At 66.3% G+C, this 24,010-nt stretch carries 20 protein-coding genes and 2 tRNA genes; 8 read left to right on the top strand and 14 right to left on the bottom strand.

What is annotated here, in order from left to right:
- Positions 1-61: 61 nt before the first annotated feature.
- The 3 genes from LOC56_RS14375 to LOC56_RS14365 form a co-directional block, all read right to left on the bottom strand.
- A complete protein-coding gene (locus LOC56_RS14375; protein ID WP_229952965.1) occupies positions 62-1,489 on the bottom strand; it encodes a dihydrolipoyl dehydrogenase family protein in 1,428 nt (475 codons plus the stop codon).
- Between the two features lie 50 nt (positions 1,490-1,539).
- Positions 1,540-2,271 carry a GAF and ANTAR domain-containing protein gene (locus tag LOC56_RS14370; protein ID WP_229952964.1) on the bottom strand — a complete coding sequence of 244 codons (732 nt, stop codon included), beginning with the start codon at positions 2,269-2,271 and terminating at the stop codon, positions 1,540-1,542.
- Positions 2,272-2,431: 160 nt separating this feature from the next.
- Positions 2,432-2,507 (bottom strand) — tRNA-Arg (locus LOC56_RS14365).
- A 303-nt stretch (positions 2,508-2,810) separates the two neighbouring features.
- Here LOC56_RS14365 and LOC56_RS14360 point away from each other — a divergent pair.
- Complete coding sequence (locus tag LOC56_RS14360; protein ID WP_229952963.1) at positions 2,811-4,697, top strand: phosphoenolpyruvate carboxykinase (GTP); 1,887 nt, start codon at positions 2,811-2,813, stop codon at positions 4,695-4,697.
- A gap of 67 nt (positions 4,698-4,764) precedes the next feature.
- On the opposite strand, the gene LOC56_RS14355 is transcribed toward LOC56_RS14360, so the two are convergent.
- Together LOC56_RS14355 and LOC56_RS14350 are read right to left on the bottom strand one after the other, a co-directional pair.
- Positions 4,765-5,217, bottom strand: a complete 453-nt coding sequence (locus LOC56_RS14355; protein ID WP_229952962.1) for a hypothetical protein — start codon at positions 5,215-5,217, stop codon at positions 4,765-4,767.
- A gap of 3 nt (positions 5,218-5,220) precedes the next feature.
- Entirely contained in the window at positions 5,221-6,627 is a 1,407-nt protein-coding gene (locus LOC56_RS14350; RefSeq protein ID WP_229952961.1) for a phosphomannomutase/phosphoglucomutase, read from the bottom strand.
- A 142-nt stretch (positions 6,628-6,769) separates the two neighbouring features.
- Between LOC56_RS14350 and LOC56_RS14345 the strand changes: the two genes are divergently transcribed.
- Positions 6,770-8,890, top strand: a complete 2,121-nt coding sequence (locus LOC56_RS14345) for a RecQ family ATP-dependent DNA helicase (RefSeq protein WP_229952960.1) — start codon at positions 6,770-6,772, stop codon at positions 8,888-8,890.
- Positions 8,891-8,956: 66 nt separating this feature from the next.
- Here LOC56_RS14345 and LOC56_RS14340 read toward each other — a convergent pair whose 3' ends face one another.
- The gene (locus tag LOC56_RS14340; protein WP_229952959.1) at positions 8,957-9,799 is read right to left on the bottom strand and encodes an alpha/beta fold hydrolase; all 843 of its coding nucleotides are present in this window, start codon (positions 9,797-9,799) and stop codon (positions 8,957-8,959) included.
- Positions 9,800-10,010: 211 nt separating this feature from the next.
- Here LOC56_RS14340 and LOC56_RS14335 point away from each other — a divergent pair, with 211 nt between their 5' ends.
- Positions 10,011-10,625 carry a hypothetical protein gene (locus LOC56_RS14335; RefSeq protein ID WP_229952958.1) on the top strand — a complete coding sequence of 205 codons (615 nt, stop codon included), beginning with the start codon at positions 10,011-10,013 and terminating at the stop codon, positions 10,623-10,625.
- Here LOC56_RS14335 and LOC56_RS14330 read toward each other — a convergent pair.
- Positions 10,576-11,412, bottom strand: a complete 837-nt coding sequence (locus LOC56_RS14330; protein WP_229952957.1) for a crotonase/enoyl-CoA hydratase family protein — start codon at positions 11,410-11,412, stop codon at positions 10,576-10,578. The two genes, LOC56_RS14335 and LOC56_RS14330, sit on opposite strands and share 50 nt — an antisense overlap.
- Positions 11,413-11,501: 89 nt before the next feature.
- Between LOC56_RS14330 and LOC56_RS14325 the strand changes: the two genes are divergently transcribed.
- Positions 11,502-12,047, top strand: coding sequence for a hypothetical protein (locus LOC56_RS14325; protein ID WP_229952956.1), 546 nt, complete (start codon positions 11,502-11,504; stop codon positions 12,045-12,047).
- A 90-nt stretch (positions 12,048-12,137) separates the two neighbouring features.
- Here the strand turns inward: LOC56_RS14325 and LOC56_RS14320 are convergent, their stop codons facing one another.
- The 4 genes from LOC56_RS14320 to LOC56_RS14305 all read right to left on the bottom strand — a co-directional run bounded on the left by LOC56_RS14320 (position 12,138) and on the right by LOC56_RS14305 (position 16,192).
- Positions 12,138-13,178 (bottom strand): aldo/keto reductase, encoded by a 1,041-nt coding sequence (locus LOC56_RS14320; protein WP_229952955.1) that lies wholly within the window; start codon positions 13,176-13,178, stop codon positions 12,138-12,140.
- An 11-nt stretch (positions 13,179-13,189) separates the two neighbouring features.
- Positions 13,190-13,816 carry a GNAT family N-acetyltransferase gene (locus LOC56_RS14315; protein ID WP_229952954.1) on the bottom strand — a complete coding sequence of 209 codons (627 nt, stop codon included), beginning with the start codon at positions 13,814-13,816 and terminating at the stop codon, positions 13,190-13,192.
- Positions 13,817-13,900: 84 nt separating this feature from the next.
- Positions 13,901-13,988 (bottom strand) — tRNA-Ser (locus LOC56_RS14310).
- A 74-nt stretch (positions 13,989-14,062) separates the two neighbouring features.
- Positions 14,063-16,192 carry a prolyl oligopeptidase family serine peptidase gene (locus LOC56_RS14305; protein ID WP_229952953.1) on the bottom strand — a complete coding sequence of 710 codons (2,130 nt, stop codon included), beginning with the start codon at positions 16,190-16,192 and terminating at the stop codon, positions 14,063-14,065.
- 97 nt (positions 16,193-16,289) lie between these two features.
- On the opposite strand from LOC56_RS14305, the gene LOC56_RS14300 reads away from it, so the two are divergent.
- On the top strand, positions 16,290-18,290 hold the full coding sequence (locus LOC56_RS14300) for an FAD/NAD(P)-binding protein (RefSeq protein ID WP_229952952.1): 2,001 nt from the start codon (positions 16,290-16,292) through the stop codon (positions 18,288-18,290).
- Positions 18,291-18,409: 119 nt separating this feature from the next.
- Here the strand turns inward: LOC56_RS14300 and LOC56_RS14295 are convergent, their stop codons facing one another.
- On the bottom strand, positions 18,410-18,883 hold the full coding sequence (locus LOC56_RS14295; RefSeq protein ID WP_229952951.1) for a hypothetical protein: 474 nt from the start codon (positions 18,881-18,883) through the stop codon (positions 18,410-18,412).
- Here LOC56_RS14295 and LOC56_RS14290 point away from each other — a divergent pair.
- Entirely contained in the window at positions 18,882-19,100 is a 219-nt protein-coding gene (locus tag LOC56_RS14290) for a hypothetical protein (protein ID WP_229952950.1), read from the top strand. The genes LOC56_RS14295 and LOC56_RS14290 overlap by 2 nt on opposite strands.
- 271 nt (positions 19,101-19,371) lie before the next feature.
- Here the strand turns inward: LOC56_RS14290 and LOC56_RS14285 are convergent, their stop codons facing one another.
- The gene (locus LOC56_RS14285) at positions 19,372-20,865 is read right to left on the bottom strand and encodes an aldehyde dehydrogenase family protein (RefSeq protein WP_229952949.1); all 1,494 of its coding nucleotides are present in this window, start codon (positions 20,863-20,865) and stop codon (positions 19,372-19,374) included.
- Positions 20,866-21,094: 229 nt separating this feature from the next.
- Between LOC56_RS14285 and LOC56_RS14280 the strand changes: the two genes are divergently transcribed.
- The gene (locus tag LOC56_RS14280; protein ID WP_229952948.1) at positions 21,095-21,754 is read left to right on the top strand and encodes a hypothetical protein; all 660 of its coding nucleotides are present in this window, start codon (positions 21,095-21,097) and stop codon (positions 21,752-21,754) included.
- Positions 21,755-21,871: 117 nt separating this feature from the next.
- Positions 21,872-22,846 carry a DUF2382 domain-containing protein gene (locus tag LOC56_RS14275; protein WP_229952947.1) on the top strand — a complete coding sequence of 325 codons (975 nt, stop codon included), beginning with the start codon at positions 21,872-21,874 and terminating at the stop codon, positions 22,844-22,846.
- Between the two features lie 72 nt (positions 22,847-22,918).
- Here the strand turns inward: LOC56_RS14275 and LOC56_RS14270 are convergent, their stop codons facing one another.
- Entirely contained in the window at positions 22,919-23,857 is a 939-nt protein-coding gene (locus LOC56_RS14270) for an alpha/beta fold hydrolase (RefSeq protein ID WP_229952946.1), read from the bottom strand.
- Positions 23,858-24,010 lie beyond the last annotated feature (153 nt).

The following is a 24,010-nucleotide window of genomic DNA, read 5'->3' as shown; positions in this document are numbered from 1 at the left end:
ACTGACTGGTCAGTTCAAATGGTGGTGCGGAGAGGTCTGCCACACCAGGACCGGGCGGAAGTTAGAGCCCGTACTTTTCCAACAGCCGCAGCCACACCTCGCTGATGGTGGGGTAGGCGGGCACGGCATGCCAGAGCCGGTCCAGCGGGACCTCGCCGGTGATGGCAATCGTTGCCGCGTGCAGCAGTTCCGAGACACCCGGCCCGACGAAGGTCACCCCGACCAGCACTTTCCGGTCCTCGTCCACCACCATCTGTGCCCAGCCGCGGTAGTTATCCGCATACAGCGAGGAGCCGGCGACGGCGATTTCCAGAGATGTCTCGGAGGCGTTGACGCCGTCGGCCCGGGCCTGCTCGAGAGTCCGCCCGACCATTGCCGCCTCCGGGTCGGTAAACACCACCTGCGGGACGGCGTAACGGTCTGCAGTTGCCGTGTACCGGCTCCAGGCAGCCGGTTCCGCGCTGCCGGGTTCCTGCTTTGCCCGCGCCGCAATCGCGTCGCCGGTTGCCCGCGCCTCGTATTTTCCCTGATGGGTGAGCAGCACTTTCCCCGCAGCGTCCCCCACCACGTACAGCCAGCCGCCGTCGACGCCCACCGCCCGGCCGGAATCATCGGTGTCCAGTGTCTTCGGGGCCAGTCCGATTTCCTCAAGACCCAGCCCGTCCAGGGCAGGACGGCGGCCGGTGGAAACCAGCAGCCGATCTCCGCTCACGGTGTCGCCGCCCTCGAGCGATACTTCCACGCCGCCGTCGTCGGACTTCCGCACGGATGCGGGGGAGGCGGAGGTGCGCACGTCGACGCCGTCGGCCTCGAGTCCTTCCCGCACCAGCGCACGTACCGGTTCGGGGAAGGAGCCCAGAATGTCGTGCCGGGCCAGCAGCGTTACCTTCGAGCCCAGACGCGCGTAGGCCTGCGCCAGTTCGACGCCGGACACTCCGCCGCCGATCACGACAAGGCGGCCGGGGATCCCGGTGGCGGAGGTGGCATCCCGGGTGCCCCAGTAATCGGTGGTGTCCAGGCCCTCGATCGGCGGAACGGAAGGGGTGGAGCCGGTGGCGAGGACGACGGCGTGCTGCGCGGAAATACGCAGGGTCCGGCCGTCAGTGGTGGCCACTTCCACCTCGCGTTCTCCGGTGAGCCGTGCCCGGCCGCGGACCAGTTCGATGCCGGCGCCGGCGACCCACTCGGCCTGGCCTGCATCATCCCAGTTGGAGGTGAACGAATTCCGGCGCTCCAGGACGGCGGCGGCGTCCAGCGTGCCGGTGACCGCCTCGCGGGAACCTGCCAGCGACTGTGCCTCTTTCAATGCTGTGCCGGGCCGCAGGAGCGCCTTGGAAGGCATGCAGGCCCAGTAGGAGCATTCGCCGCCGACCAGGGCCGCTTCCACCAGGACGGCGCTTAACCCGCCGCGGACAATGCGGTCTGCCGCATTCTCTCCCATGGCACCTGCGCCAATCACCACTACGTCAGTCTGCAGAGTCTCAGTCATGGACATGAGCCTTGCACCGCGGCGGGAGCGCGGCAACCGGGTAGCTTGTCCTACCCCTCGAAATGCGTTTCCGCCGGGCGTCCGTTCACAGAGGCCACCACGGTTTCAGCCACCTCGCGCAGCTTCATGTTCCGGTGGCTGGAGGCCGCACGCAGTACATCGAAGGCCTGCTGCTGGGAGCAGCGGCTCTGTCCCATGATGATGCCGATGGCAATATCGATGGTCGTGCGGGAACGCATGGCGGCCACAAGGTCCTCTGCCCTTGAGGCAGTGTCGGTAATCCGGATGGCCAGCCGTACGGCTGCCGCAGCATGCCGGGCAAAACTCTCAGCCGCCTGCACCGTGGGCTCGGGGAAGGCGTTTTCCCGATCTGCGTACAGGTTCAGGGCACTGAGGTAGTCGCCGGACAGGACGATGGGCACGGCAAGGAGGGAGCCCAGGCCGTGACGGGAAACCTCGCTCGTGTAGTCCGGCCAGCGGTTCTCGGCGGCCAGGTCCGCCACAAGGACCGTCTCCCCGCTGTGAGCAGCTGTAAGGCAGGGTCCATCGCCGTAGGAGTACTGGATTTCATCCATGCGCGTGGCCTCCTCACTGCTGCTGGCCACGACACGGGGCCGGGATTTATACAGGAGCGTCACGGCGCAGGAGACGGGACTATCGGGGCCGGAGAATTCGCGGGCGGCCAGTACCGCCGACCTGTTCAGGAAATCCTGGACGTCCGGGCTCTCCAGTACGAGCTCTATGAGTACGCCGGGCAGCTGGGTGGAATTTGGACTCGCCATGCCGCTGCTCCCTTCCGGGGCCGGCCGCTGCGGGAAAGGCCTTCCGGCGCAGACTGCCGGTCCGGTTGCTTACCGACCACACTACGCAGAGCAGGAACGGGTAGCCAGAGACAACAAAAAACCCGGTCCGATCAGTTGTCCTGATCAGACCGGGTCTGAGTGGTGCGCGCGAAGGGATTCGAACCCCCAACCTTCTGATCCGTAGTCAGATGCTCTATCCGTTGAGCTACGCACGCATAAGAACTATTGTATCAAAACCGATTCTCATCGGTTTCTTTCAAGTTCTTCCGTGGCTGTTTGGCCGTAGATAACTATAGCGGGCTTTTGGGGGCAACACCAATCGAGAAGCATGTCGACTGCGTCACTAGACCGGTCTACGTGACGTTGGTCACATTGGAGTAGGCTGGAGGTCCTGATTCTCTTGGATTTGTGGGACCGATCACGAATGCGGCAGTAAAGGTGCGATCTTTTCCGGCAAAGCGTTCCGAAAGGCACAACTAGCATCAAAACACACCACTGACCCAACGAAGGGAAGAGTCATGGGCGATGACGCGCGTCAGCTAGTTCTCGATGAGAACGGCGAGAATGCTGCAAGCCAGCCGCTGGACAGCACTACCGGAGGTACTGCTGCACCCACCACCCACCAGGCCCTCCTTGCGTGGGTAAAAGAAGTAGCCGAGCTGACGCAGCCTGACCGCGTGTACTGGGTCGACGGTTCCGAAGAAGAAAACCGGTCCCTCACAGACGAACTCGTGGACGCCGGCACCCTGGTGCGCCTGAACCCCGAGACCTTCCCGAATTCCTTTGCAGCCTTCTCGGATCCCAAGGACGTGGCCCGGGTCGAAGAGCAGACCTTCATCTGCTCCGAAAAGCGCGAAGACGCCGGCTTCACCAACAACTGGATGGACCCGGGCGAGATGCGTGCCAAGCTCAACGGGCTCTTCGCCGGTTCCATGCGCGGACGCACCATGTACGTGGTGCCCTTCGTTATGGGCCACCTGGCAGCGGAAGACCCGAAGTTCGGCGTCGAAATCACCGACAGTGCGTACGTGGTCGCCTCCATGCGGATCATGGCCAACATCGGCACCGACGTGCTGCGCAAGATGGAGGAGCTGGACGCGTTCTTCGTTCCGGCACTCCACTCCGTCGGCTTCCCGCTGGCCGAAGGCGAAGCCGATGTGCCCTGGCCGTGCAGCGACGAGAAATGGATTGTGCACTTCCCCGAGGACCGCTCCATCTGGTCCTACGGTTCGGGCTACGGCGGCAACGCCCTGCTGGGCAAGAAGTGCTACGCCCTGCGCATTGCCTCCATCATGGCCCGGGACGAAGGCTGGCTGGCCGAGCACATGCTCATCCTCAAGCTCACCAGCCCGGAGAAGAAGGACTACTTCGTTTCCGCCGCCTTCCCGTCCGCCTGCGGCAAGACCAACCTGGCGCTCCTGGATCCGACCATCGAGGGCTGGAAGGTCGAAACCCTCGGGGACGACATCACCTGGATGCGGTTCGGCAAGGAGGGTGAACTGCGTGCGGTAAACCCGGAGGCCGGCCTGTTCGGCGTCGCTCCCGGCACCGGATGGAGCACCAACCCCAATGCCATGCGTGCCATCGCCAAGGGCAACTCCATCTTCACCAACGTGGCACTGACGGACGACGGCGGTGTCTGGTGGGAGGGCATGACGGATGAGGCGCCCGCGCACCTCATCGACTGGCTCGGGCAGGAATGGACGCCCGACGCCGGCCGCCCGGCAGCACATCCGAACTCGCGCTTCTGCACGCCGATCGACCAGATCGACATGCTGGCAGACGAATACCACTCCCCGAACGGGGTTCCGGTCTCGGCTATCCTGTTCGGCGGGCGCCGCAAGACCACCGTTCCCCTCGTGACGGAGGCCCGCGACTGGGCCAGCGGCATCTTCATGGGGTCCACGCTGTCCTCCGAAACCACCGCAGCCGCCGCCGGACAGGTGGGTGTGGTCCGGCGCGATCCGATGGCCATGCTTCCGTTCATGGGCTACGACGCCGGGGACTACCTGCGGCACTGGATCGAACTCAGCGGCAAGGCCAACCAGGAGAAGCTGCCCAAGATCTTCCTGGTGAACTGGTTCCGACGCACGGCCGACGGCGGATTCGCCTGGCCGGGCTTCGGCGACAACGCCCGGGTGCTCAAGTGGGTCATTGAACGCCTCGAAGGCACGGCGGACGCGGTGGAAACCCCGATCGGGTTTGTGCCCACGGGGGATTCCATTGACCTCACCGGCCTGGACATGACCCCCGAGGACGTGGAGCAGGCCGTCCGCGTGGATCCGCAGGAGTGGGCCACCGAGCTGGACGGCATTGACGAGTGGTACCACCGCTTCGGTCCCACGCTGCCGCAGGAGCTGAAGGACCGGCTGGCCGAGCTGAAGGACCGCTTCGCCACCGCCTGACCTGCAGATAAAAGGGAAGCCCCGCCGGAATTCCGGCGGGGCTTCTCTTTTGCAGTGCTAGGGCTGGTTACTCAGCGTCGGCCCAGACGATGGGCTCGCCGCCCTCCCAGATGGGTTCGTTGAACGTCCACTCGCCGTCCTGCTCCGAGTAGGTCTGGATCGCGGAGATGCAGACGCCTTCGGAGTGCTCGGTGACGATGTGGATGGCGTCGGTGTTTTCCTCCGGCAGGTGGATGTCAGAGAACACGGCAACCGCGCGGTTCTCACCCTTCTGCTCCGTCAGCACCGTGTAAAGGTCATCGATCATCGAGTCCGCGTCCAGGTCCTCGTCGCTGTCCTCGGGGGCGACGGCGATCATCCGCAGCTCGCCGTCGTTCTGCACCACGAGCGCGGCCGGCAGGAACGCACCCTGCGCCTCAAGCTGCTCCTGCGTCACACCGAGGGCGGTACCCAGCAGGGAGTTCAGGTCCTCCTGGACCTCGGCGGAGGGCTCTGATCCGTTCAGTTCTACATCAGCCATTTGTTATTTCCTTACTAGTTTCAATACGTGGTCGCGGACCCGCTCCATGGTGGGCAGATCCTCTGCTTCAGCGTTCAGCCGCAGGAAGGGTTCGGTGTTGGACGCGCGGAGGTTGAACCACCACGCGCCGTCGTCGGAGGTAAACGTCAGGCCGTCGAGGGTATCGACCGTGACACCGTCGCGCTCGAACTCGGCGCGGACGCGGGCTACGGCGGCCGGCACGTCCTCGACCCGGGAGTTCACCTCGCCGGAGGAGAAGTACGGCTCGTATTCGCGGGCCAGATCCGAGAGGCTGCGGGTCTGCTCGCCCAGGGCAGCGAGTACGTGCATCGCGGCGAGCATGCCGGTGTCGGCGTTGTAGAAGTCGCGGAAGTAGTAGTGCGCGGAGTGCTCGCCGCCGAAGACGGCACCTTCGCTGGCCATCACTGCCTTGATGAAGGAGTGGCCCACCCGCGTGCGGACGGCACGGCCGCCGTCGTGCGCCACCAGTTCGGGCACGGCGCGGGAGGTGATCAGGTTGTGGATGATCACGGGCGTCTCTTCGCCGGCAGCCTTGGCGCGGGCAATCTCGCGGCGTGCGACCAGGGCAGTGACGGCGGACGGGCTGACCGGCTCGCCCTTTTCGTCGATGACGAAGCAGCGGTCGGCGTCGCCGTCGAACGCCAGGCCGATGTCGGCACCGTGTTCGACGACGGCGGCCTGCAGGTCCCGCAGGTTCTCCGGCTCCAGCGGGTTGGCCGGGTGGTTCGGGAAGGACCCGTCCAATTCAAAGTAGAGGGGAACAATGTCCAGGGGCAGCCCGGGCAGGATGCTGTCGCCGAGCACTGCGGGGGTGGTCATGCCCGCCATGCCGTTGCCCGCATCCACCACTACCTTCAGCGGCCGGATTCCGGACAGGTCCACCAGGTTGCGCAGGTACTTGGAGTAGTCGGCCAGGACGTCCCGGACGGAGATGGAACCCTTGGCGGCCGCCGCCGGAATGACGCCGTCATTCAGGTACTGCTCGGCGAGGGCCTGGATCTCCTTGAGACCGGTCTCGGAGGAGATGGGCACGGCGCCGGCCTTGGCCATCTTGATCCCGTTGTACTGCGCCGGGTTGTGGCTGGCGGTGAAGGTCACGCCGGCGGCATTCAGCACTCCGCAGGCGTAGTAGAGCTCATCGGTGGAAATCAGGTCCAGCAGGAGCACATCGGCGCCGCGGGAGGTGGCGCCGCGCGCGAAGTCGCGGATGAACTCGGGAGAGGACGGACGCATGTCACCGCCAACCAGTACCGTCTGTCCGGACAGGCCCTGGACGTCTACAAACGCGGCCCCTACGGCCTCGACGATCTGCGGGGTGATGGTCTCGCCCACGACGCCGCGGACGTCGTAGGCCTTGAAGGACGCGGAGAGGTCGAATGCATTGTTCACGTTGGCCAGTCTATAGGGGCGCCCGCCGGGGCGGTCTTTTGTCCACAGTTCCAATCCGATGCAGGGACAGTTCCAGGGGGCTGGGATAGTGGATGGTATGGAAAGCACTGATACGCAAGGCACTGTTTCTGGGACTGTTTCTATGACTCCTGAAACAACCCGTCCGCTGCACGGCGAGGCGGTGGAGCTGCTGCGGGCCCTGGTGGGCAATGACTCCGCGGAGTTCCACCAGGACCAGTTCGAAGCCATTGAGGCCCTGGTGGCCGGCGGACGGCGCGCCCTGGTGGTCCAGCGCACCGGCTGGGGCAAGTCAGCGGTGTACTTCGTCGCCAGCCTGCTGCTGCGGGCACGGGGCGCAGGTCCCACGCTGATTGTTTCCCCGCTGCTGGCGCTGATGCGGGACCAGGTGGCCGCCGCCGCGCGGGCCGGGGTCCGGGCCGTAGCCATCAACTCCGCCAACCAGCTGGAGTGGCAGGACATTTCCGCGAAGCTCGAGGCCGACGAGGTGGATGTGCTGCTGGTTTCCCCGGAACGGTTGAACAATCCCGGGTTCCGCGAACAGCACCTGCCCGAGCTGATCCGGCGTTCCGGGCTGCTGGTGATCGACGAAGCGCACTGCATCTCCGACTGGGGCCACGACTTCCGTCCGGACTACCGCCGCATCCGCCACCTGATCGAGCGGCTGCCGTCGACGGTTCCGGTGCTGGCCACCACTGCCACGGCCAACAGCCGCGTGGTGAAGGACATTGAGGAACAGCTCGCCGCCGGCGGCGAGGACGTCTTCACCATCCGAGGCCCGCTGGCCCGCAAGTCCCTGCGGCTCGGCGTCCTGCGGCTGCCCAACCCCAAGGCTCGGCTGGCCTGGCTGCTGACGCACCTGGACGACCTGCCCGGCAGCGGCATCATCTACGCCCTGACCGTCTCCGGCGCCGAAGACACCGCCCGGCTGCTGCAGAAGGCCGGACATCCGGTCCTCGCGTACACCGGGCGCACCGACCCCGCGGACCGGGAAGAGGCCGAAGCCGCCCTGAAGGAGAACCGGGTCAAGGCGCTGGTGGCCACCAGCGCGCTGGGGATGGGCTTCGACAAACCTGATCTGGGCTTCGTGATCCACCTGGGTGCGCCGTCTTCACCGGTGGCCTACTACCAGCAGGTGGGGCGTGCCGGCCGCGGCACCCCGAACGCAGATGTGCTGCTGCTGCCGGGCGCGGAGGACCGTGACATCTGGCAGTACTTCGCCACGTCCTCCATGCCGGAGGAAGGACCGGCCACCGCGGTGCTCTCCGAGCTGGCTTCCGGCGAAGTCCTGTCCGTCGGTGTCCTGGAGACCCGGGTCAACCTGAAGCGCTCGCCGCTGGAACTGCTGTTGAAGGTCCTGTCCGTGGACGGCGCCGTCGAAAAGGTGTCCGGCGGCTGGCGGGGCACCGGGCAGCCGTGGCATTACGACCGGGAACGCTATGAACGGATTGCCGCTGCCCGGGTGAAGGAACAGCAGGCGATGCTCGATTACGAGAGCACCACCGGCTGCCGCATGCAGTTCCTGTCCCAGCAGCTCGACGATCCGGCAGCCGCACCCTGCGGGCGCTGCGACAACTGTGCCGGCCGCTGGTTCGGCGACGACGTCGCGGCTGAGGCCACCGACAACGCGGCGCAGGCGCTGGACAAGGTTGGCGTGGAGGTGGATCCGCGTGGAATGTATCCCTCGGGCATGGACCGGCTGGGTGTGCCGGTCAAGGGCAAGATCAAGCCGGAACGGACCGTTTCCGACGGGCGGGCCCTGGCTCGGCTGACCGACCTGGGCTGGGGCGGACGGCTGCGTGAAATCTTTGCTCCGGGCGCCCAGGACATGCCCGTGGACCCGGCGCTGCTTCGTGGCTGCGTGCAGGTGCTGGCGCAGTGGGGCTGGGCCGAACGCCCGGTGGCCATTGTGTCCATTCCGTCCCGGTCCCGGCCGCAGCTGGTGGACTCGCTCGCGAGCGGGCTCTCCGAGCTTGGCCGGATTCCGTATCTGGGGACGCTCCAACTGCCGCACGGCGGGCCCACGGGCGGCCCCGGCGGCAACAGCGCCTTCCGGCTGGCCTCCGTCTGGGACCAGTTCGCGGTTCCCCCGGAAGGGGCTGCCTGGTTCGCCGCGAACCCGGGCCCGGTGCTGCTGGTGGACGATTTCGCCGACAGTCGCTGGACCCTCACCGAAGCCGGACGCGTGCTGAGGGAAGCCGGTGCCCAGGCGGTGCTGCCGTTTGTGCTGGCGCTGAAGGCCTGACGCCGCCCTGCGGTACAACAGCAGCGGGACAGGTCTCGGCCCGTCCCGCCACTGTTTTCCCACCTGTTATTTGGCGGCGAATTCCAGCAGCGCCTTGTTGACCTCGGCGGTGTGCGTCCACAACAGGCCGTGGGGTGCGCCGTCGACCTCCACGTAGTCCGCTGCGGGGACCAACTTCCGGAAGCGGCGGGCGGTGGCGTCGATCGGCAGGACGTTGTCCGCCGTGCCGTGCAGGATCATCACGGGCTTGCCGCTTTCGCGGACCGCATCGACGTCGGCCCTGAAGTCTTCAATCCAGGTGGGCACCACGGCGTAGGCCGCGACCGGCGCGCTGGAGATGGCCACGTTCCAGCTGGCGGTGACGGCCTCCTGGCTGACGCGGCTGCCCAGGTTCTCCTCCAGGTTGTAGAAATTGGAGTAGAAGTTGGTGTACCAGGCGTAGCGGTCTTCCCGGGCGGCGGCTTCGATGCCGTCGAACACCTCCTGCGGCACGCCGTCGGGGTTGTCGTCCCGTGCCACCAGGTAGGGCTCGAGTGAGGCGAGGAACGCGAGCTTGGCTATGCGCTCGTGGCCGTGCCGGCCGACGTAGCGGGCGAGTTCCCCGGTGCCCATGGAGAAACCGACCAGGATGACGTCCCGCAGATCAAGTGTCTCCAGCACTGTGTTCAGGTCCGCCGCGAAGGTGTTGTAGTCGTAGCCGGAACCGACCTTGCTGGACTGCCCGAAGCCGCGCCGGTCGTAGGTGATGACACGGTAACCGGAAGCGAGCAGCTCGCGGGTCTGGCGCTCCCAGCTGTGGCCGTCCAGGGGATAGCCGTGGATCAGGACTACCGGCTGGCCGGCTCCCTGGTCTTCGTAGTAGAGGTGAATGGCAGTGCTGTTCTCGGTGCCAACTTCGATGTAGCCCATCAGGAGTTCCCCTCACGGATCGGGCGGGAACGGCCGTTCCCGCTGCGAGGAAGATGCTAAGAGAAGGGACGCCATTCGGTAAGCGTGCACGCCGTGGAACTCTGGGCGGCGGTGAAGCAATCGGGTGGACCTCATCCCCGGAATCGAGTCTGCAGAAATTACCGTTCTCGGGCAGTAAAACGGTAAATGCTGCAGACTCGATCCTGAAGCGGTGACTACTGCTGGGAAATGGGGAATCGCCATGGGGCGGGACGGACAAGAAACACGTGCAGCGGACCGCATCGCTGCTGGCTGGTTGTCGGCTGCGACAGGTGCCGGAGCAGTGCTGGGCGCGGTCTGGCACCTCGCCGGCGCCGGCAACCTGCTTTTCCTTCCGCAGAACTGGTTCGGCTCCCTGCTTGTCGGTTTCGGCTCAGGGATCCTGGCCGCGGCGCTGCTTGCAGTCGCCTGGGCGCTCACTGCGCGGCACGAGGCCCGGCGGGGGATCCGGCAGCAGCGGGGAGCCCTGGCAGCGCTCGCAGGACTTGCAATGTTCAGCGTTCCCTTCACCCCGGATCTGGTCTTCAGTCCGGTTTTCGGGACCGCCGTGCTGCTGCTTGCGGTCCGGACCCGGGACCTGAGGACCGCGGCGATGGGATTCATGGCGCTGGCTGCCGCGGTGGCGCTCGCGGTGTTTCCTGACCTGCCCGGGGCGCCGGTGATGCTGGGGCTGGTGGCCGTTGCCGCCCTCTCGGTCGCGGTGCGGCCGGGCAGCAGACCCCAACCTTGCGGAGTCCCTACTGGCCGCGGTAAACCGGTGGACGGCGTTCAGCGAAGGCAGCGGTAGCCTCGCCGAAATCGTGGCTGGCCAGGAACGCGGAGTTCCAGACCTGCACATAGTCCAGCCCGTCCTGGACCTGCCCCTGCGTCCGCCGGTTCAGAACCTGCTTGACGCCCTGCACCACCAACGGGGGATTCGCGGCTATCCGGACGGCCAGCTCTCGTCCGCGCGCGACGACGTCGTCCGCCAATTCCGTGACCAGGCCGAGGGACGCGGCGCGGTCGGCGTCGAAATCCTCTCCGGTCAGGGCCAGCTGACGGGTGGCGCCTTCACCGATGATGGCGGGCAACCGCTGCAGCGAGCCGAGGTCCGCCACGATGGCTACCCGAACCTCACGGACGCTGAAGCGCGCGGTGCGGGAGGAAATGCGGATGTCCGCTGCGGCAATAACGTCAATGGCTCCGCCGATGCACCAACCATCTACCGCTGCAATGACCGGCTTCGTGCAGCGGGCCAGTGAAGTGACGGCGTCCTGGAGGTCCTTGATCTGCCGGCGGAAGCCCTCGCGCAGCTTGGCATCCATGCCGCCGGCGGCGAGCAGCGGGGCGAACACGGGAGCCATGGCGGGCAGGTCCAGGCCGTAGCTGAAATTCCCGCCGGAGCCGTAGAGCAGGACGGACCGGACGGCGTCGTCGGTGCTGAGCGCGTCAAACACGGCGGGCAGCTCGGCCCAGAAATCCGGGCCCATGGCGTTGCCTTTGGAGGGTCCAATCAACTGCACTTCGGCCACGCCGTCATGAATTTCGACACTCAGGGATTTCAGGGAAGGCAGTGAAGTGGCGCTGGACGTCATGGCATCTCCGTTGATTTGGGCGTCATTGTGCTGGACGTCAATATACCTGTCGTTTTAAGGCCCGAAGAAAGCAAAGCTAGGATCAAGGTATGGAGCTTGCGGTTATCATTCTCTTCGTCCTATCCATCGCTGTTTTGAGTGCGCTCTGGGGCAGGTTTGAGAAGCGCCGCGCCGCCAACCCCAAGCCGGCGGCAGGCGCTTCCAGCGGTGCCGATGGTTCGGCCGGTGCGCGGCCGGCACGGCCTGCACGTCCCCGTCCCGCGCCCGCGGCAACCGGCACGTCGCCGCAGGCCGCCAGGGATGCTGCTGCGCTGCTGAGCGCAGATCAGCACCGGCAGATATATGCCGCCCTCGGACAGGGCCAGCCGGTAAAGGCGCTGAAGCTCTACGCGATGTTCACCGGCGCCGGCATCCGGGCATCGGGGGCTGCCATCACGAACATGGCGGCGCACCCGCAGCCGTATGTACGGCCCATTCCGGATCCCGGGTCCGCCGCCAAGCCGGACGCCAACCGCGACGACGCCAAGCCGGACGCGGCCAAGCCCGCAGCAGGCGCAGAATCAGAAGCGGTCCGGGAAGAAGAAATCAGCAAGTGGGCCCAGCAGCTGCGGCCCGAGGACTTCCTGAAGCCGTAGGGGCACCTTAAAGGAGACCAAAGGCCGGGCCGGCGCGGCCCGGCCTTTACTTCGCCCCGGATCCCGCCGGGGCAGTGGGCCCAGCAGGTGTTACCGCCCGGCCCGGCCGCCCTCAAGCAGGCGCTCCCGCTGGTTCCGGCCGTCCGGGCCGTACGGGTAGTTGCCGACCTGCGGGACGCTCAACTCCGTCAAGCGCTGCTTTTCCTCATCGGTTAGCACCAGGAACGCCGCTCCCAGGTTGTCCGCAAGCTGGTCCGTGGTGCGCGCACCGAGGATTACCGAGGTCACTCCGGGACGGTCCGCCAGCCAGGCCAGCGCCACCTGTGCCGGAGTGGCGGAGTGTGCAGCAGCCACGGTCCGCAGTTCGTCGAGGATCCGCCAGGTCCGCTCGTTGTGGCTGCGCAGGTCCCACCCTTGGAACTTCCGAGTCGGGTTGTCGCCCACGCGTGTGTTTCCGGCGGGAACCGTCTCGCGGTCATACTTGCCGGTGAGCCAGCCCCCGGCGAGCGGCGACCAGGGCAGCAACCCTAGTCCGGCGTCGAGCGCTGCGGGAACAATCTCGGATTCGATCTCCCGCTCAAGCAGGTTGTACTGCGGCTGGAGTGTGACCGGCAGTGCCCAGCCGTGTTCCCGGGCCACGTAGACGGCCTTGGTCAGCTGCCAGCCGGTGAAGTTGGAAAGCCCGTAATAGCTGATCTTTCCCGCGGTAATCGCGTCGTTGAGGAAGCCCAGGCTCTCCTCGAGCGGAGTGCAGGGATCCCAGGCATGCAGCTGGTACAGGTCTATGTGGTCCACGCCCAGCCGCATCAGGGAGTCGTCCAGCGCGCGGCGCAGGTGCCGGCGGGAAGTGCCCAGATCGTTGGCCCCGGCGCCCATCGGGAAGCGCCCCTTGGTGGCCAGGACGACGTCGGCCGCTTCCGTGGGATGGGTGTGCAGCCAGCGGCCGATGATTTCTTCGGACGCACCGGTTGTGTAAACATCCGCGGTGTCCACGAAGTTTCCGCCGGCACGCACGTAATCGTCGAGGATGGCGTGCGAGGCGCGCTCGTCGGATTCGTTGCCGAAGGTCATGGTGCCCAGCGCGTAGTTGCTGACCGAGGTTCCACTGTTGCCGAGCAGTCGCATTTCCATGGATGTTTCCTTCACGGTAGGGAAGCTGGTGAACCGGCTGTCAGCTTATCCGCCGCGGGCTCTGAAAGCTCCCGGTAGGAGAGGTCGGGGTCTGAAAGCTCCCGGTCTGAAAGCAGGGCGGCGAACAACAGGGAATCCCGCCGCTTCCCGCCAACCAGCCGGTGCTCCCGGAGCCGGCCTTCGAAGGCGAAGCCGTTCTTTTCCAGCACCCGGACCGAACCCGCGTTCTCGGGATGGCAGGTGGCCTCCACACGCATCAGCCCCATCGGACCAAAGGCATGGCCGAGCAGGAGTGCTGCGGCTTCGGTGGCGAGGCCCAGTCCCCAGACGTCGCGGGCAAGGGTGTAACCCAGTTCCCCGTTGCGGTCGGACGCGCTGGTGGTCCACACAGCCGCCGTCCCCACCAGACGGCCCTGGAACAGCACGGCCAGCGTGAACCGGGTCCTCGCTGAGGAGGCAGGTTCGGCGGCGGCATCCGTGATGAAGGACTGCGTATCGGCCAAGGTGTTCGGCCCCCACGTTGACCACTGCGTGACCACCGGATTGGAGGCGAACGCGTGCACGGCGTCGACGTCGTCGGCCCGGAAATCCCGCAGCGTGACGCGCAATCCGTGAAGCCGGATGCTCTCATGTTCCATGGACGCGCAGACCCTTCTGAAGCGATTCGGTGGTGAATCTAGGGTAGACGCAAAAAAACCCCCGGTTTCCCGGGGGTTTCAGCGCGGAGACGGGGGGATTTGAACCCCCGGTGGGCTTTAGGCCCACACTTCATTAGCAGTGAAGCCCATTCGGCCGCTCTGGCACGTCTCCAACTTGCAACGCCGGCAACTTCCGCTGCCAGCCTGACAAGACTACCGGCAACTTGCCGATTAGGGCAAAACGCCTCAGCCGAGTCTTCCGGTGAGCGCTTCCCAGAGGAATTCGTAGGACATGGCGTGCATCCGGGCCGACTGCCGGTTGTCCGCCGCACCGGCGTGCCCGCCCTCCAGCGCCTCGTGGAACCAGACCTTGTCCGCACCCATGGCCTTCATCCGGGCAGCCATCTTGCGGGCCTGCACCGGCCCCACCCGGTCATCGCTGGTGGCCGTCCAGATCAGCGTGGGCGGATAGGAAACATCTTCCTTGATCAGGTGGTAGGGGGAGAACGTCTGAACGAACTCCCACTGGGCGGGATCGTCCGGATCACCGTATTCGGCAATCCAGGAATAACCGGCGGAGAGCTTCGTGTAGCGGCGCATGTCCAGCAGCGGCACCCCGCAGGAAACAGCACCGAACAGATGCGGATAGGTGGTGAGCATGTTGCCCACCAGCAGTCCGCCGTTGCTGCGCCCGGTGCAGCCCAGATGCTCCCGGGACGTGACGCCGCGGGCCACCAGATCCTCCGCCACGGCGGCGAAGTCCTCATAGGCCCGGTGCCGGTTTTCCTGCAGAGCGGCACGGTGCCATTCGGGTCCGTATTCCCCGCCGCCGCGGATGTTGGCCAGCACGTAGACGCCGTGCCGTTCGACGCCGTCGGCATCCGTGGTGCGCCGCTCCAGCCAGCCGCGGCCCACGACCCCGCTGTACGCAGGGGTCAGGGAGGCTTCGAATCCGCCGTACCCGTTGAGCAGGGTGGGGTTGCCGCCGTCGAGCACCAAGTCCTGCGGGCCCACCTGGAAGTAGGGAACCTTCGTGCCGTCCGCGGACACGGCGAAGTGCTGTTCGACCGTCAGCCCCGCAGCGTCGAACATGGTGGGTGAGGTCTTGACCGCCTCGGCCCGGCGGCCGTCCCGGGAGCCGGGACCGGCGAGGGTGCCGCGGGACAGCGTGGAGGGCGTGAGGAACCCGGTGCTGATCAACCAGTAGTCGTTGCCGGCGTCCTCATCCTCGTCATCCACGGCGTACGCGTCCACCGAGTGCAGCGGCGGGCAGGCGTCCAGGATGTCCGCCCGCCAGCCGTCTTCGGGGGTGAGGACCAGGATTTCGGAGCTGACATCGCGCAGCAGGTTCAGCAGCAGCCGGTCCCGGGTCCAGCTCCAGGACTGCAGCGACGTGGACGCATCCGGGGTGAAGAGGCGGTGGACGCTCCGGTTTCCGGCGGTGAAATCTTCCAGCGACGCGGCCAGCAGGGAACCGGCGGGGTGGGTGACGCCGTCGAGCTCCCAGTCGGTACGCGGACGCAGCAGCAGCCACTGGCGGTGCACGTCCACGTTCACGTCCAGCGGGACATCGAGCTGTACCCAGTCGCTGCCTTCCCGCAGGAAGGTGCGGGTGTTGTAGAAATCGATGATGTCCACGGCCAGGTCCCGTTCGAAGCCGGGCGTCTGGTCCCGCTGCACCACGGCCATCATGTGGTCTTCAGGAACTTCGAAGAAGGGTTCGGCGTCCAACAGGTCCTGCCCGCGGCGCAGGATGCGGCTGGTGCGCGGGTAGGAGGAGGTGGTCATGGAACCCGGGCCGAAGTCCGTCCCCACATACAGGCTGTCCTCACCGGCCCAGCTGATCCGGCTCTTGGCCGCGGGAATGTCGAACCCGCCGGACACGAAGGCGCGGTCGACGACGTCGAACTCCCGGTAGCGGGCCGCGTCGCCGCCGTCGGGGGAGAGGGCCACCAGTGCACGGCGGTAGGAGACGCCGTCGGCGGGGCGCAGGAACATGGACCCGCCCCAGACCCATGCGGTCCCTTCGGCGGCGCTGAGCGCGTCCAGGTCCAGCAGCACCTCCCACGCGGTGTCCGCGGACGTGTAGCTCTCCCACGTGGTGCGGCGCCACAGGCCCTTGGGATGCTCCGCGTCGCGCCAGAAGTTGTAATAGTGCTCCCCGCGCTTGGCGACCATGGGGATGCGGTCCGTGGAATCCAGGACCTCGAGCAGGCGTTCCTCCGTCTGCTCGAATCCGGTGCGCGAGAGCAGGTTTTCGGTCACGGCGTTCTCCGAGCGGACCCAGTCCAGCTGCTTCTCTCCGTAGATGTCCTCCAGCCAGAGGAACTCGTCGGTAGGGGCTGAATCGGCGGCGTCGAGGTTGGGGGATGTCATTCGCCCATCCTAGCCACCGCCGCTTTCCGGGGGTGCCCGGCGGACTGTTCCCGCCTGCCCGAACCCTGGCCGCTCCGGCTCCGGATATTCTAGATGGATGGATCACACGCAGAGTTTCCGGGTAGCTGTCATTGGCGCAGGACCCCGCGGCCTCTCCGTAGTGGACCGGCTGCTGACCAATCGGCGTGCTTCTGCGCAGCGCCGGCCCCTGCGCATTGAACTGATTGACCCGTTTCGCCCGGGTCCGGGGCACGTCTGGCGGACCAATCAGTCGCGGCTGTTCCTGATGAACACCCCGGCGCTGTTTCCCACCGTGGTCCCGGCGGGGGATACGGTCCGTGACCTGCTGCCCTCGCCTGCAGGACTCTCCTTCAACCAGTGGCGCGAGCTCATGGGCGCCGGTACCAGTGCGGCGGACAGCCTCTCCGCCGGCGACCGACAAGAGCTGGCCGCGCTTGGTCCCGCGGATTTCCCCAGCCGTCCGTTGTACGGGCGGTATCTGGAGTGGACTTACGATCAGCTGCGGAAAACGGCGGCCGACGACGGCGTGGAGCTCGTACACCGCCGCACCGAAGCGCTGGGCATCTCCCGCGAAGCGGCCGGCCGGCTGATCGTCGAGCTGGAAGGCCAGCAGGTTCTGGCGACGGACGCCGTGGTGCTGGCCCTGGGGCACCTGCCCGCACTGCTTTCCCCGGAACAGGCGCGGCTGCAGGACGCCGCCCAACGCCACGGCCTGACCTACCTTCCGCCGGCAGTGCCGGCCGACGTCGACTTCTCCCGCCTGCCCGCCGGGGAACCGGTGCTGGTGCGTGGTCTGGGCCTGAATTTCTTTGACGTGATGGCTGCGGCCACCGTTGGCCGCGGCGGGCGGTACGTGCCCACCGGGCAGCCTGCCGGCCGCGCCCTGCGCTACGAACCCTCGGGCCGGGAACCGCAGCTGATCGCCGCGTCGCGCCGCGGCACGCCCTACCGGGCCAAGGCGAAACTGGACTCCTACGTTCCCCGCGGAGTCCACCTCCGCTGGCTGACCCGCGACCGGGCGCTCGCCCTCCGGGCGGACGGCCTGTTGCCCGGTTTCGACCATGATCTCTGGCCCTTGCTGCACCGTGATGCGGTCTGGGCGTATTACAGCACGCTCGCCCGGGTGGCCCCCGCCGAGCTGAACGGCACCTCAGCGGAATTCTCTGACCAGCTGGAAGCGGCACTGAACCTTCCGGGACCGGAGTGGGACGCCGCGAAGGAAGCGGTGCTGGATACCTACGTTCCGTCCAATCGCCGCACCAATCTTGAAGCCCTGGCCCAGCCGCTGGGACGTCGGCCGTTCAACGGGGCCGAGGATGCGGACAACGCCGTCCTGGCCTATCTGGAGGATGACGCAGCAGGATCTGCCGCCGGGGAAGACGACCCGTTGAAGATGGCAATCGGAGCCCTGAACGCCGGACGCAGCCTCCTGAAAGCGGTGGTGGCCGACGGCGGCCTGGCCGAAGCATCCTGGCTCAGCGAACTGCGGGGCTGGTTCGAACCGCTCGTCGAAGGCCTGGCCAGCGGTCCGCCGCCGGAGAGGATCGAACAGCTCGCCGCACTGGTCCGCGCCGGCCTGGTGCACTTTGTCGGCCCCGATCCCCGTTTCGACGTGGACGAGGCCCGCGGCGTGTTCACCGCCTCCTCACCGTGGGTGGGCACCGAGTATGCCGCCTCCACCCTGATGGAGGCCATGATGCCACCCAACCGGGTGGACCGCAGCGTCTCACCGCTGCTGGCAGGACTGATCCGCGACGGCCTGGCCCGGCCGAAAGTCATGATGTCCGCAGACGGTACCCCCGTGCTGACTCCCGGGCTGGACGTTACCTTGCCGCCTTACCGGGCGGTGGGTGTCAGCGGCGAACCGGTGGAGAACCTGTTTGTGCTGGGCCTGCAGCTGTCCTCGGTCCAGTGGGGAACGGCGATTGCCGCCGAGGCCGGCGCTCCGGCAGCGGAAGGCTCGCGGACGCTGCAGGACGCCGACGCGATTGCCGCTGCGGTGCTGTCCGCTGCCGCGTCCCCGGCGGTTCCCGGCTCCCGGATACCCTCCGCCGAGACGGAGCCGGCACAGACCTAGTCGAGCGGCTCAAGAACAACCAGGTGCTGGGGCGCTTGGTGGCCCGGTTCGGCGAATAACCGTTAACGACGACGGCAGCTGCGCACCTTGGAGGGTGCGCAGCCGCCGTCGTTCTGTCCCTAGCCGTTGTAGGTCAGCGAAAGCATCATAGCTTTCAGTTGCTGGTAGATGTCCGTCTGTATCCATGCCTGGGCTGCGGCGTCGTCCGCGAAGGCTCCGGGATCAATGAGGGCTTCGAACCTGATGTCGCCGTCAGACATGGAAACCGTCCCGTGGGCCGTTCCGGTATCCATGCCGGTGGCGTCCGGCATGCCGTCGTCATCAAGCTGGACAGCGTACTTGCGGCCGGTAGCTGCTATAGATCCCGATGCTGTTTCTCCGAAGCCCGGACGGGATTCAAACTGGAAATAGACAGGCATGCCAATCTTGTTCGTGTAACCCGGCAATTCCTGCGCGTCGTACACGACGTGCCCCGGGCTGGGTACTACGGACCCGTGGAGGTCGGCTCCACTCTCAAACTTGGCTACCGGGTTCCCGCTTGAGTCCAGAATATTGAAGGCCGCCGGTGACAGACCGACGCTATGGGCAAGCATGGGCAGCGGTTCCGTCGGAACGGCCGACCATCCGGCCGGAAGGGTGAAGCTGTGCAGCCCGTTGGGGGTGGTGACGGTGACCGGTGCTGCCGGTTCAGGAACGGGCGTTTCCGTGGACACCGGCGTCGCTGACGGTGTCGCGGAAGGTGCCGCCGCCGATGGTGTTGCCGAAGCAGACGGCGTGGCCGTCGCGCTCTTCGAGGCCGCCGGCTCGTAGGACGTCTCCGCGCCGCAGGCAGTCAGTAAAACAGCGGACGCGAGAACCAAGGCGCACATGCGGCCTCGGCGGAAAAAAGAAGCGGTCAATCCAATCAATTCCCCCAGTAGTTCGGCGCGGAGTTTCCGGGCCTGTGGGAGGGAGACTAACAGTGCGCCAGACGCCCGGGGGCGTGGGGGGGTGACGGTTCGCCAAGCCTTAAGAGGAGGGGGGCCCGCACCATTTGGTGCGGGCCGCCGTCGTCGTTTACCTGCCGGTATCCGTTACCGGATTAGAACGGGTATTCCCGCGGAGCGTGCTGGACGCTGATGGTGTGGTCCGTGGTGAATTCATCGATGGCCCACTCGCCGTTGAACCGGCCGAGACCGGAGTTCTTCTCGCCGCCGAAGGCGATGTGCGCCTCGTCCTGCACCGGGAAGTCATTGACGTGCGTCATGCCTGCCTTGATGCGGCGGGCAAACTTGACGCCCTCTTCCAGGTTGGACGTGAAGACGGCGCTGGAGAGGCCGAGATCGGTGTCGTTGGCCAGAGCCAGCGCATCCTCGGCGTCCTTGGCGCGCATGATCCCGGCGATCGGGCCGAAGATCTCCTCGCGGGCCAGCTCCATGTCCTTGGTGACGTCGGCGAAGACGGTCGGGGAAAGTACCTGGCCGTTGATTTCGCCTTCGATCATGAGGCGGGCGCCCTCGGACTTCGCGGTCTCGATCTTGGTCAACAGGCCCTCGAGCTGCTTGGCGTTGATGATCGGGCCCACGACGTTCTTCGGGTCGGTCGGATCGCCGGCGTTCAGCGTCTTCACGTGCGCCGTGAACTTCTCGACGAATTCGTCGTAAACGGCGTCTTCGACGATGATCCGGTTCACGGCCATGCAGATCTGTCCCTGGTGCAGGAACTTGCCCATGGCTGCGGCGCGGACTGCCTGGTCAACGTCGGCATCGGCGAGAACCACGAACGGGCTGTTGCCGCCGAGCTCCAGTGCCGTGTACTTCAGCGTGGCGCCCGTCGCGGCCAGGGCGCCGATGTTCTTGCCTACCGGCGTCGAGCCGGTGAAGGAGATCATCCGCGGGGTCGGGTGCTCCACGAAGGCATCACCGATTTCCGAGCCGGCGCCGACGACGGCGTTCAGCACGCCTGCGGGCAGTCCTGCCTCTTCAAAGATCTTGGCGATGATGAGGGCGCCGGTGACGGGGGTGTCGCTGGCAGGCTTGAGGACGACGGCGTTACCGAGGGCCAGTGCCGGAGCGACCGAGCGCTGGGACAGGTGAAGCGGGAAGTTCCAGGGGCTGATGACGCCGACGACGCCCAGCGGGGCGCGGTAGACGCGCAGTTCCTTGTTCGGGGTATCCGAATCCATGATCTTGCCGGACACACGGTGCGGGAAGGTGGCTGCCTCGCGGGTGATCGAGGCGGCGGAGGCAACTTCAATGTTGGCCTTCAGCATGGTGCTGCCGGATTCGGCGTTGAGCCAGGCAATGATCTCGTCGCGGCGTTCCTCGAAGATTTCTGCGGCGCGCGCGATGACGGCTCGACGCTCATTCGGGGTCCGGGCTGCCCAATCCTTCTGGGCTTCCTCTGCAGCGGCATACGCGTCATTGAGGTCTTCGCGGGAGGCCTGCTGCATGGTCATCAGCTGCGAACCATCAAAGGGGTTGGTGTCCGTGAGGGTCTTCTCCGAACGGCCGTCGCGCCATTCGCCGCCGATGAACTGCTTGGCGGGGATCCAGTCGGTGAGGGCCGGGGAAGTCGGTTCGAGCTGGGTTGTCATGATTTCTCCTAGATGAATCTTGACGGTGTATTGGTGGCTACAACCCGGGAGGGGCCGGATCAATTCCCGAAGGCGCATTTGAGGGGTCACGGCCGACGGGTGGAGATCGGCTGTCAAGGGCCACGGATACTAAGTACCCTGTTTATTTCTCTCCGTTCAGCCTAGCGTTGGCTGTACCAGTGGCCAAAAAGGGAAATCCCCGGCCGCTCTTACGGCAAAGGACAGGTTCATGAGCACAAGTGCAGGTGCGGCAGGGGACCGCGGACGAAAGGCTGCAGGCCAGGGGTCCGGAGAGCACCGAGACGGTACGGGCCCAACTCCGGACGGCACGCGGGGCGACGGGGTGGACAACACCAGCCGCCGGCGAGTGGTCGAGCGTGAGAAAGCGTCCTTCGGTGGAGTGAAGATCGGCTCGGCGTTTTTTGGCTGGCTGACCGCCATCGGAACCACGGTGCTGCTGAGTGCCCTGGCCACCGCGCTCGGCGCGGCAGTGTTGTTGAACGACGACAGCCCGGATTCCACAGCCATCACGATCACCGGAACCATCATTCTGCTGGTGATCCTCTTCGTGGCCTATTACTGCGGCGGGTACGTTGCGGGACGAATGGCCCGTTTCAACGGAATGAAGCAGGGCATTGCTGTGTGGGTCTGGGCAGTGGTCATCGCTATCGTGGCAGCCATCCTGGCCGCGATCGCGGGGGACCAGTTCAACATCCTGGTTGAACTCAACGGATTCCCCCAGATCCCGATGTTCGGTGACAACGCAACGGCGTCAACGATCATCGCCGCCGTCGTGGCCGCAGCAGTGGCCCTGATCGGGGCTATCCTCGGCGGGCTCGGCGGCATGCGCTTCCACCGCCGGGTGGACAAGGCCGGGCTGGGGGACTGACCGGCCAGGCGAACGCCGGCGCCAGAGAAAACCGGCGGAAAAGTCGTGGGGGAAGCGGGGGATGCGGTAACTAAGGCAGCACCATGCGCCCACGAGGCGCGGAAACAGGAGAACAACGTGATCACCAGTGAACAGATCGACACGATTATGAACCACGGAACCGTGGAAGGACCGAACGGGGAAAAGATCGGCTCGGCAGGGGATATTTACCTGGACGACGAGTCGGGCCAGCCGGCCTGGGTAACCACCAAGACCGGGCTTTTCGGTTCCAAGGAGAGCTTTGTCCCCCTGGCGGAAGCCACGGTTGAGGGATCTGTTGTGCGGGTGCCGTACTCCAAGGAAATGGTGAAGGACGCGCCGCGGGTGGACAAGGACGGACATCTCAGCGACCAGGAGCAGGACGAGCTGTACAGCTACTACTCCATTGGCACGTCCGGTACGTCCGGCACGTCCGGTACGTCCGGTACGTCGGGCCAGCGGAGCTCTGCAGGGTCCGGGGTCGGAACCTCGAGCGGAAGCGGACTGTCGAGCGGAAGCGGAACCTCAAGCGGCAGTGGAAGCGGAAGCGGAACCTCAAGCGGCAGTGGGAGCGGAAGCGGAAGGTCGAGCGGAAGCGGCAGCGGAACCTCCGGCCGGACGGAAAGCAGCCGGGGTTCGGACCACGGCCAGGTGGGGCATGACACTTCCGGTCCCACTACGGACGACGCCATGACCCGCTCCGAAGAGCAGCTCCACGTTGGCAAGCAGAGCCGGGAGTCCGGCAGGGCCCGCCTGCGTAAGTACGTCACTACTGAGAACGTCACCAAGACAGTTCCGGTCAGCCACGAGGAAGCCCGGATTGAGCGTGAGCCCATCACGGACGCCAACCGTGGCTCCGCCATGGACGGACCCGCCATCAGCGAGGAGGAACACGAGGTGACCCTCCACGCCGAAGAGCCCGTGGTGGAAAAGGAAGCAGTCCCGGTCGAGCGTGTCCGGCTGGACACCGAAACGGTGACAGAAGAGGCCACCGTCACCGAAGAGGTCAGCAAAGAGCAGATTGACATGGAGGGTGAAGGCGGGAGCGGTAGCGGCGGCAAACGCAGCCGCTAATCCGGACTAGTCCCACTCACCGCCCCGCAGGCCGTCGGAATCCTCCGGCGGCCTGCGGTGGTTAAGGGGCGGCTATCCGGCGCCGTCGGGATGTTCCGCCATCCACCGGTCCAGCATCGCCGCGAAGTCCCCGCTGCTGTGTTCCGGCCACCAGTGCCCGGCAGCCACCTTGCGGATTTCCACCCGGGGGAAACGGCTTTCCAAGCCGGAGACCAGCTTCGGCGAAAGGAACGGGTCCTTCAGCGGAACGATCACCTGCACCGGGCCGGCATAGCCGCCGTCGGGTACCGCGCCGCCCGAGCGGAACATATTGGCCCGGTAAAGCAGCAGGCCCCGAACTCCGCTGTCGCCGATTTTCCGGCCGGCGTACTTCTCGTAGCGCGGAGTCAACAGGTACTTCCAAGCCGCGTCGGGCAGGACCGGCACGTGGAAGGCGGCAACGTACCAGCTCCGCAACGACTGGAAAAGGGCCTGCGGCCACAGGCGGGGTGAGCGCAGCCGGGTCCGGAACCAGCGCCGGAAGTGTCCCAGATCCGGCCCCGAGACGCTGGTGTAACTGAGGATCCTGCCTTGCGCCCGCGGGTCCTGTATCGCCGCCCACCCCTGGATGGAGCCCCAGTCGTGGCCCACCAGATGCACGCTTCCTGTTCCGGCGGCATCGAGGACCGCGTAGAGGTCCTCCACCAGCAGTTCCAGCCGGTAGGGCGCCAGGGACCCGCGGTCCGCAGCGTTCCCTGTCACACGGGAGGCGCCGGCGTTGCGGGTGTCGTACGTGATGACGTGGCGATCGGCAGCCAGGCGTTCCACTACGCCGTCGAACACATGGTGGTCATCCGGGTACCCGTGCACCAGCAAGATACTGGGTACTGCGGCATCCGGAGTCCCGTACTCATAGACCGCCAGTTCCGCGCCGTGGCTCCGGACCGTGGTGTTCCGCGGTCCGTCCGAACCTGCCCCGTGCGCGGGCGGCTCCTCCGGCAGGGGAGAGGACGGGTTGTGGCTCTGCTCCATGAAATGGCTCCGGTCCGACGTCGGCTTCCGCACCCGATGCCGGTACGGATCACCACCATAGCCGTCCACAGCACAGAAGCGGGGGGGGGGGGGGGGGCCCGGGGGGGGGGGGGGGGGGGCGTGTTGACAGGGGGGGTTGAGGGGGGCGGCCGG

It is taken from the genome of Arthrobacter sp. zg-Y179, from assembly GCF_020907345.1.
GTDB lineage: Bacteria > Actinomycetota > Actinomycetes > Actinomycetales > Micrococcaceae > Arthrobacter_B > Arthrobacter_B jinronghuae.
The sequence above is the reverse complement of the archived record's forward strand: the minus strand, read 5'-3'. Positions and strand labels throughout refer to the sequence as shown.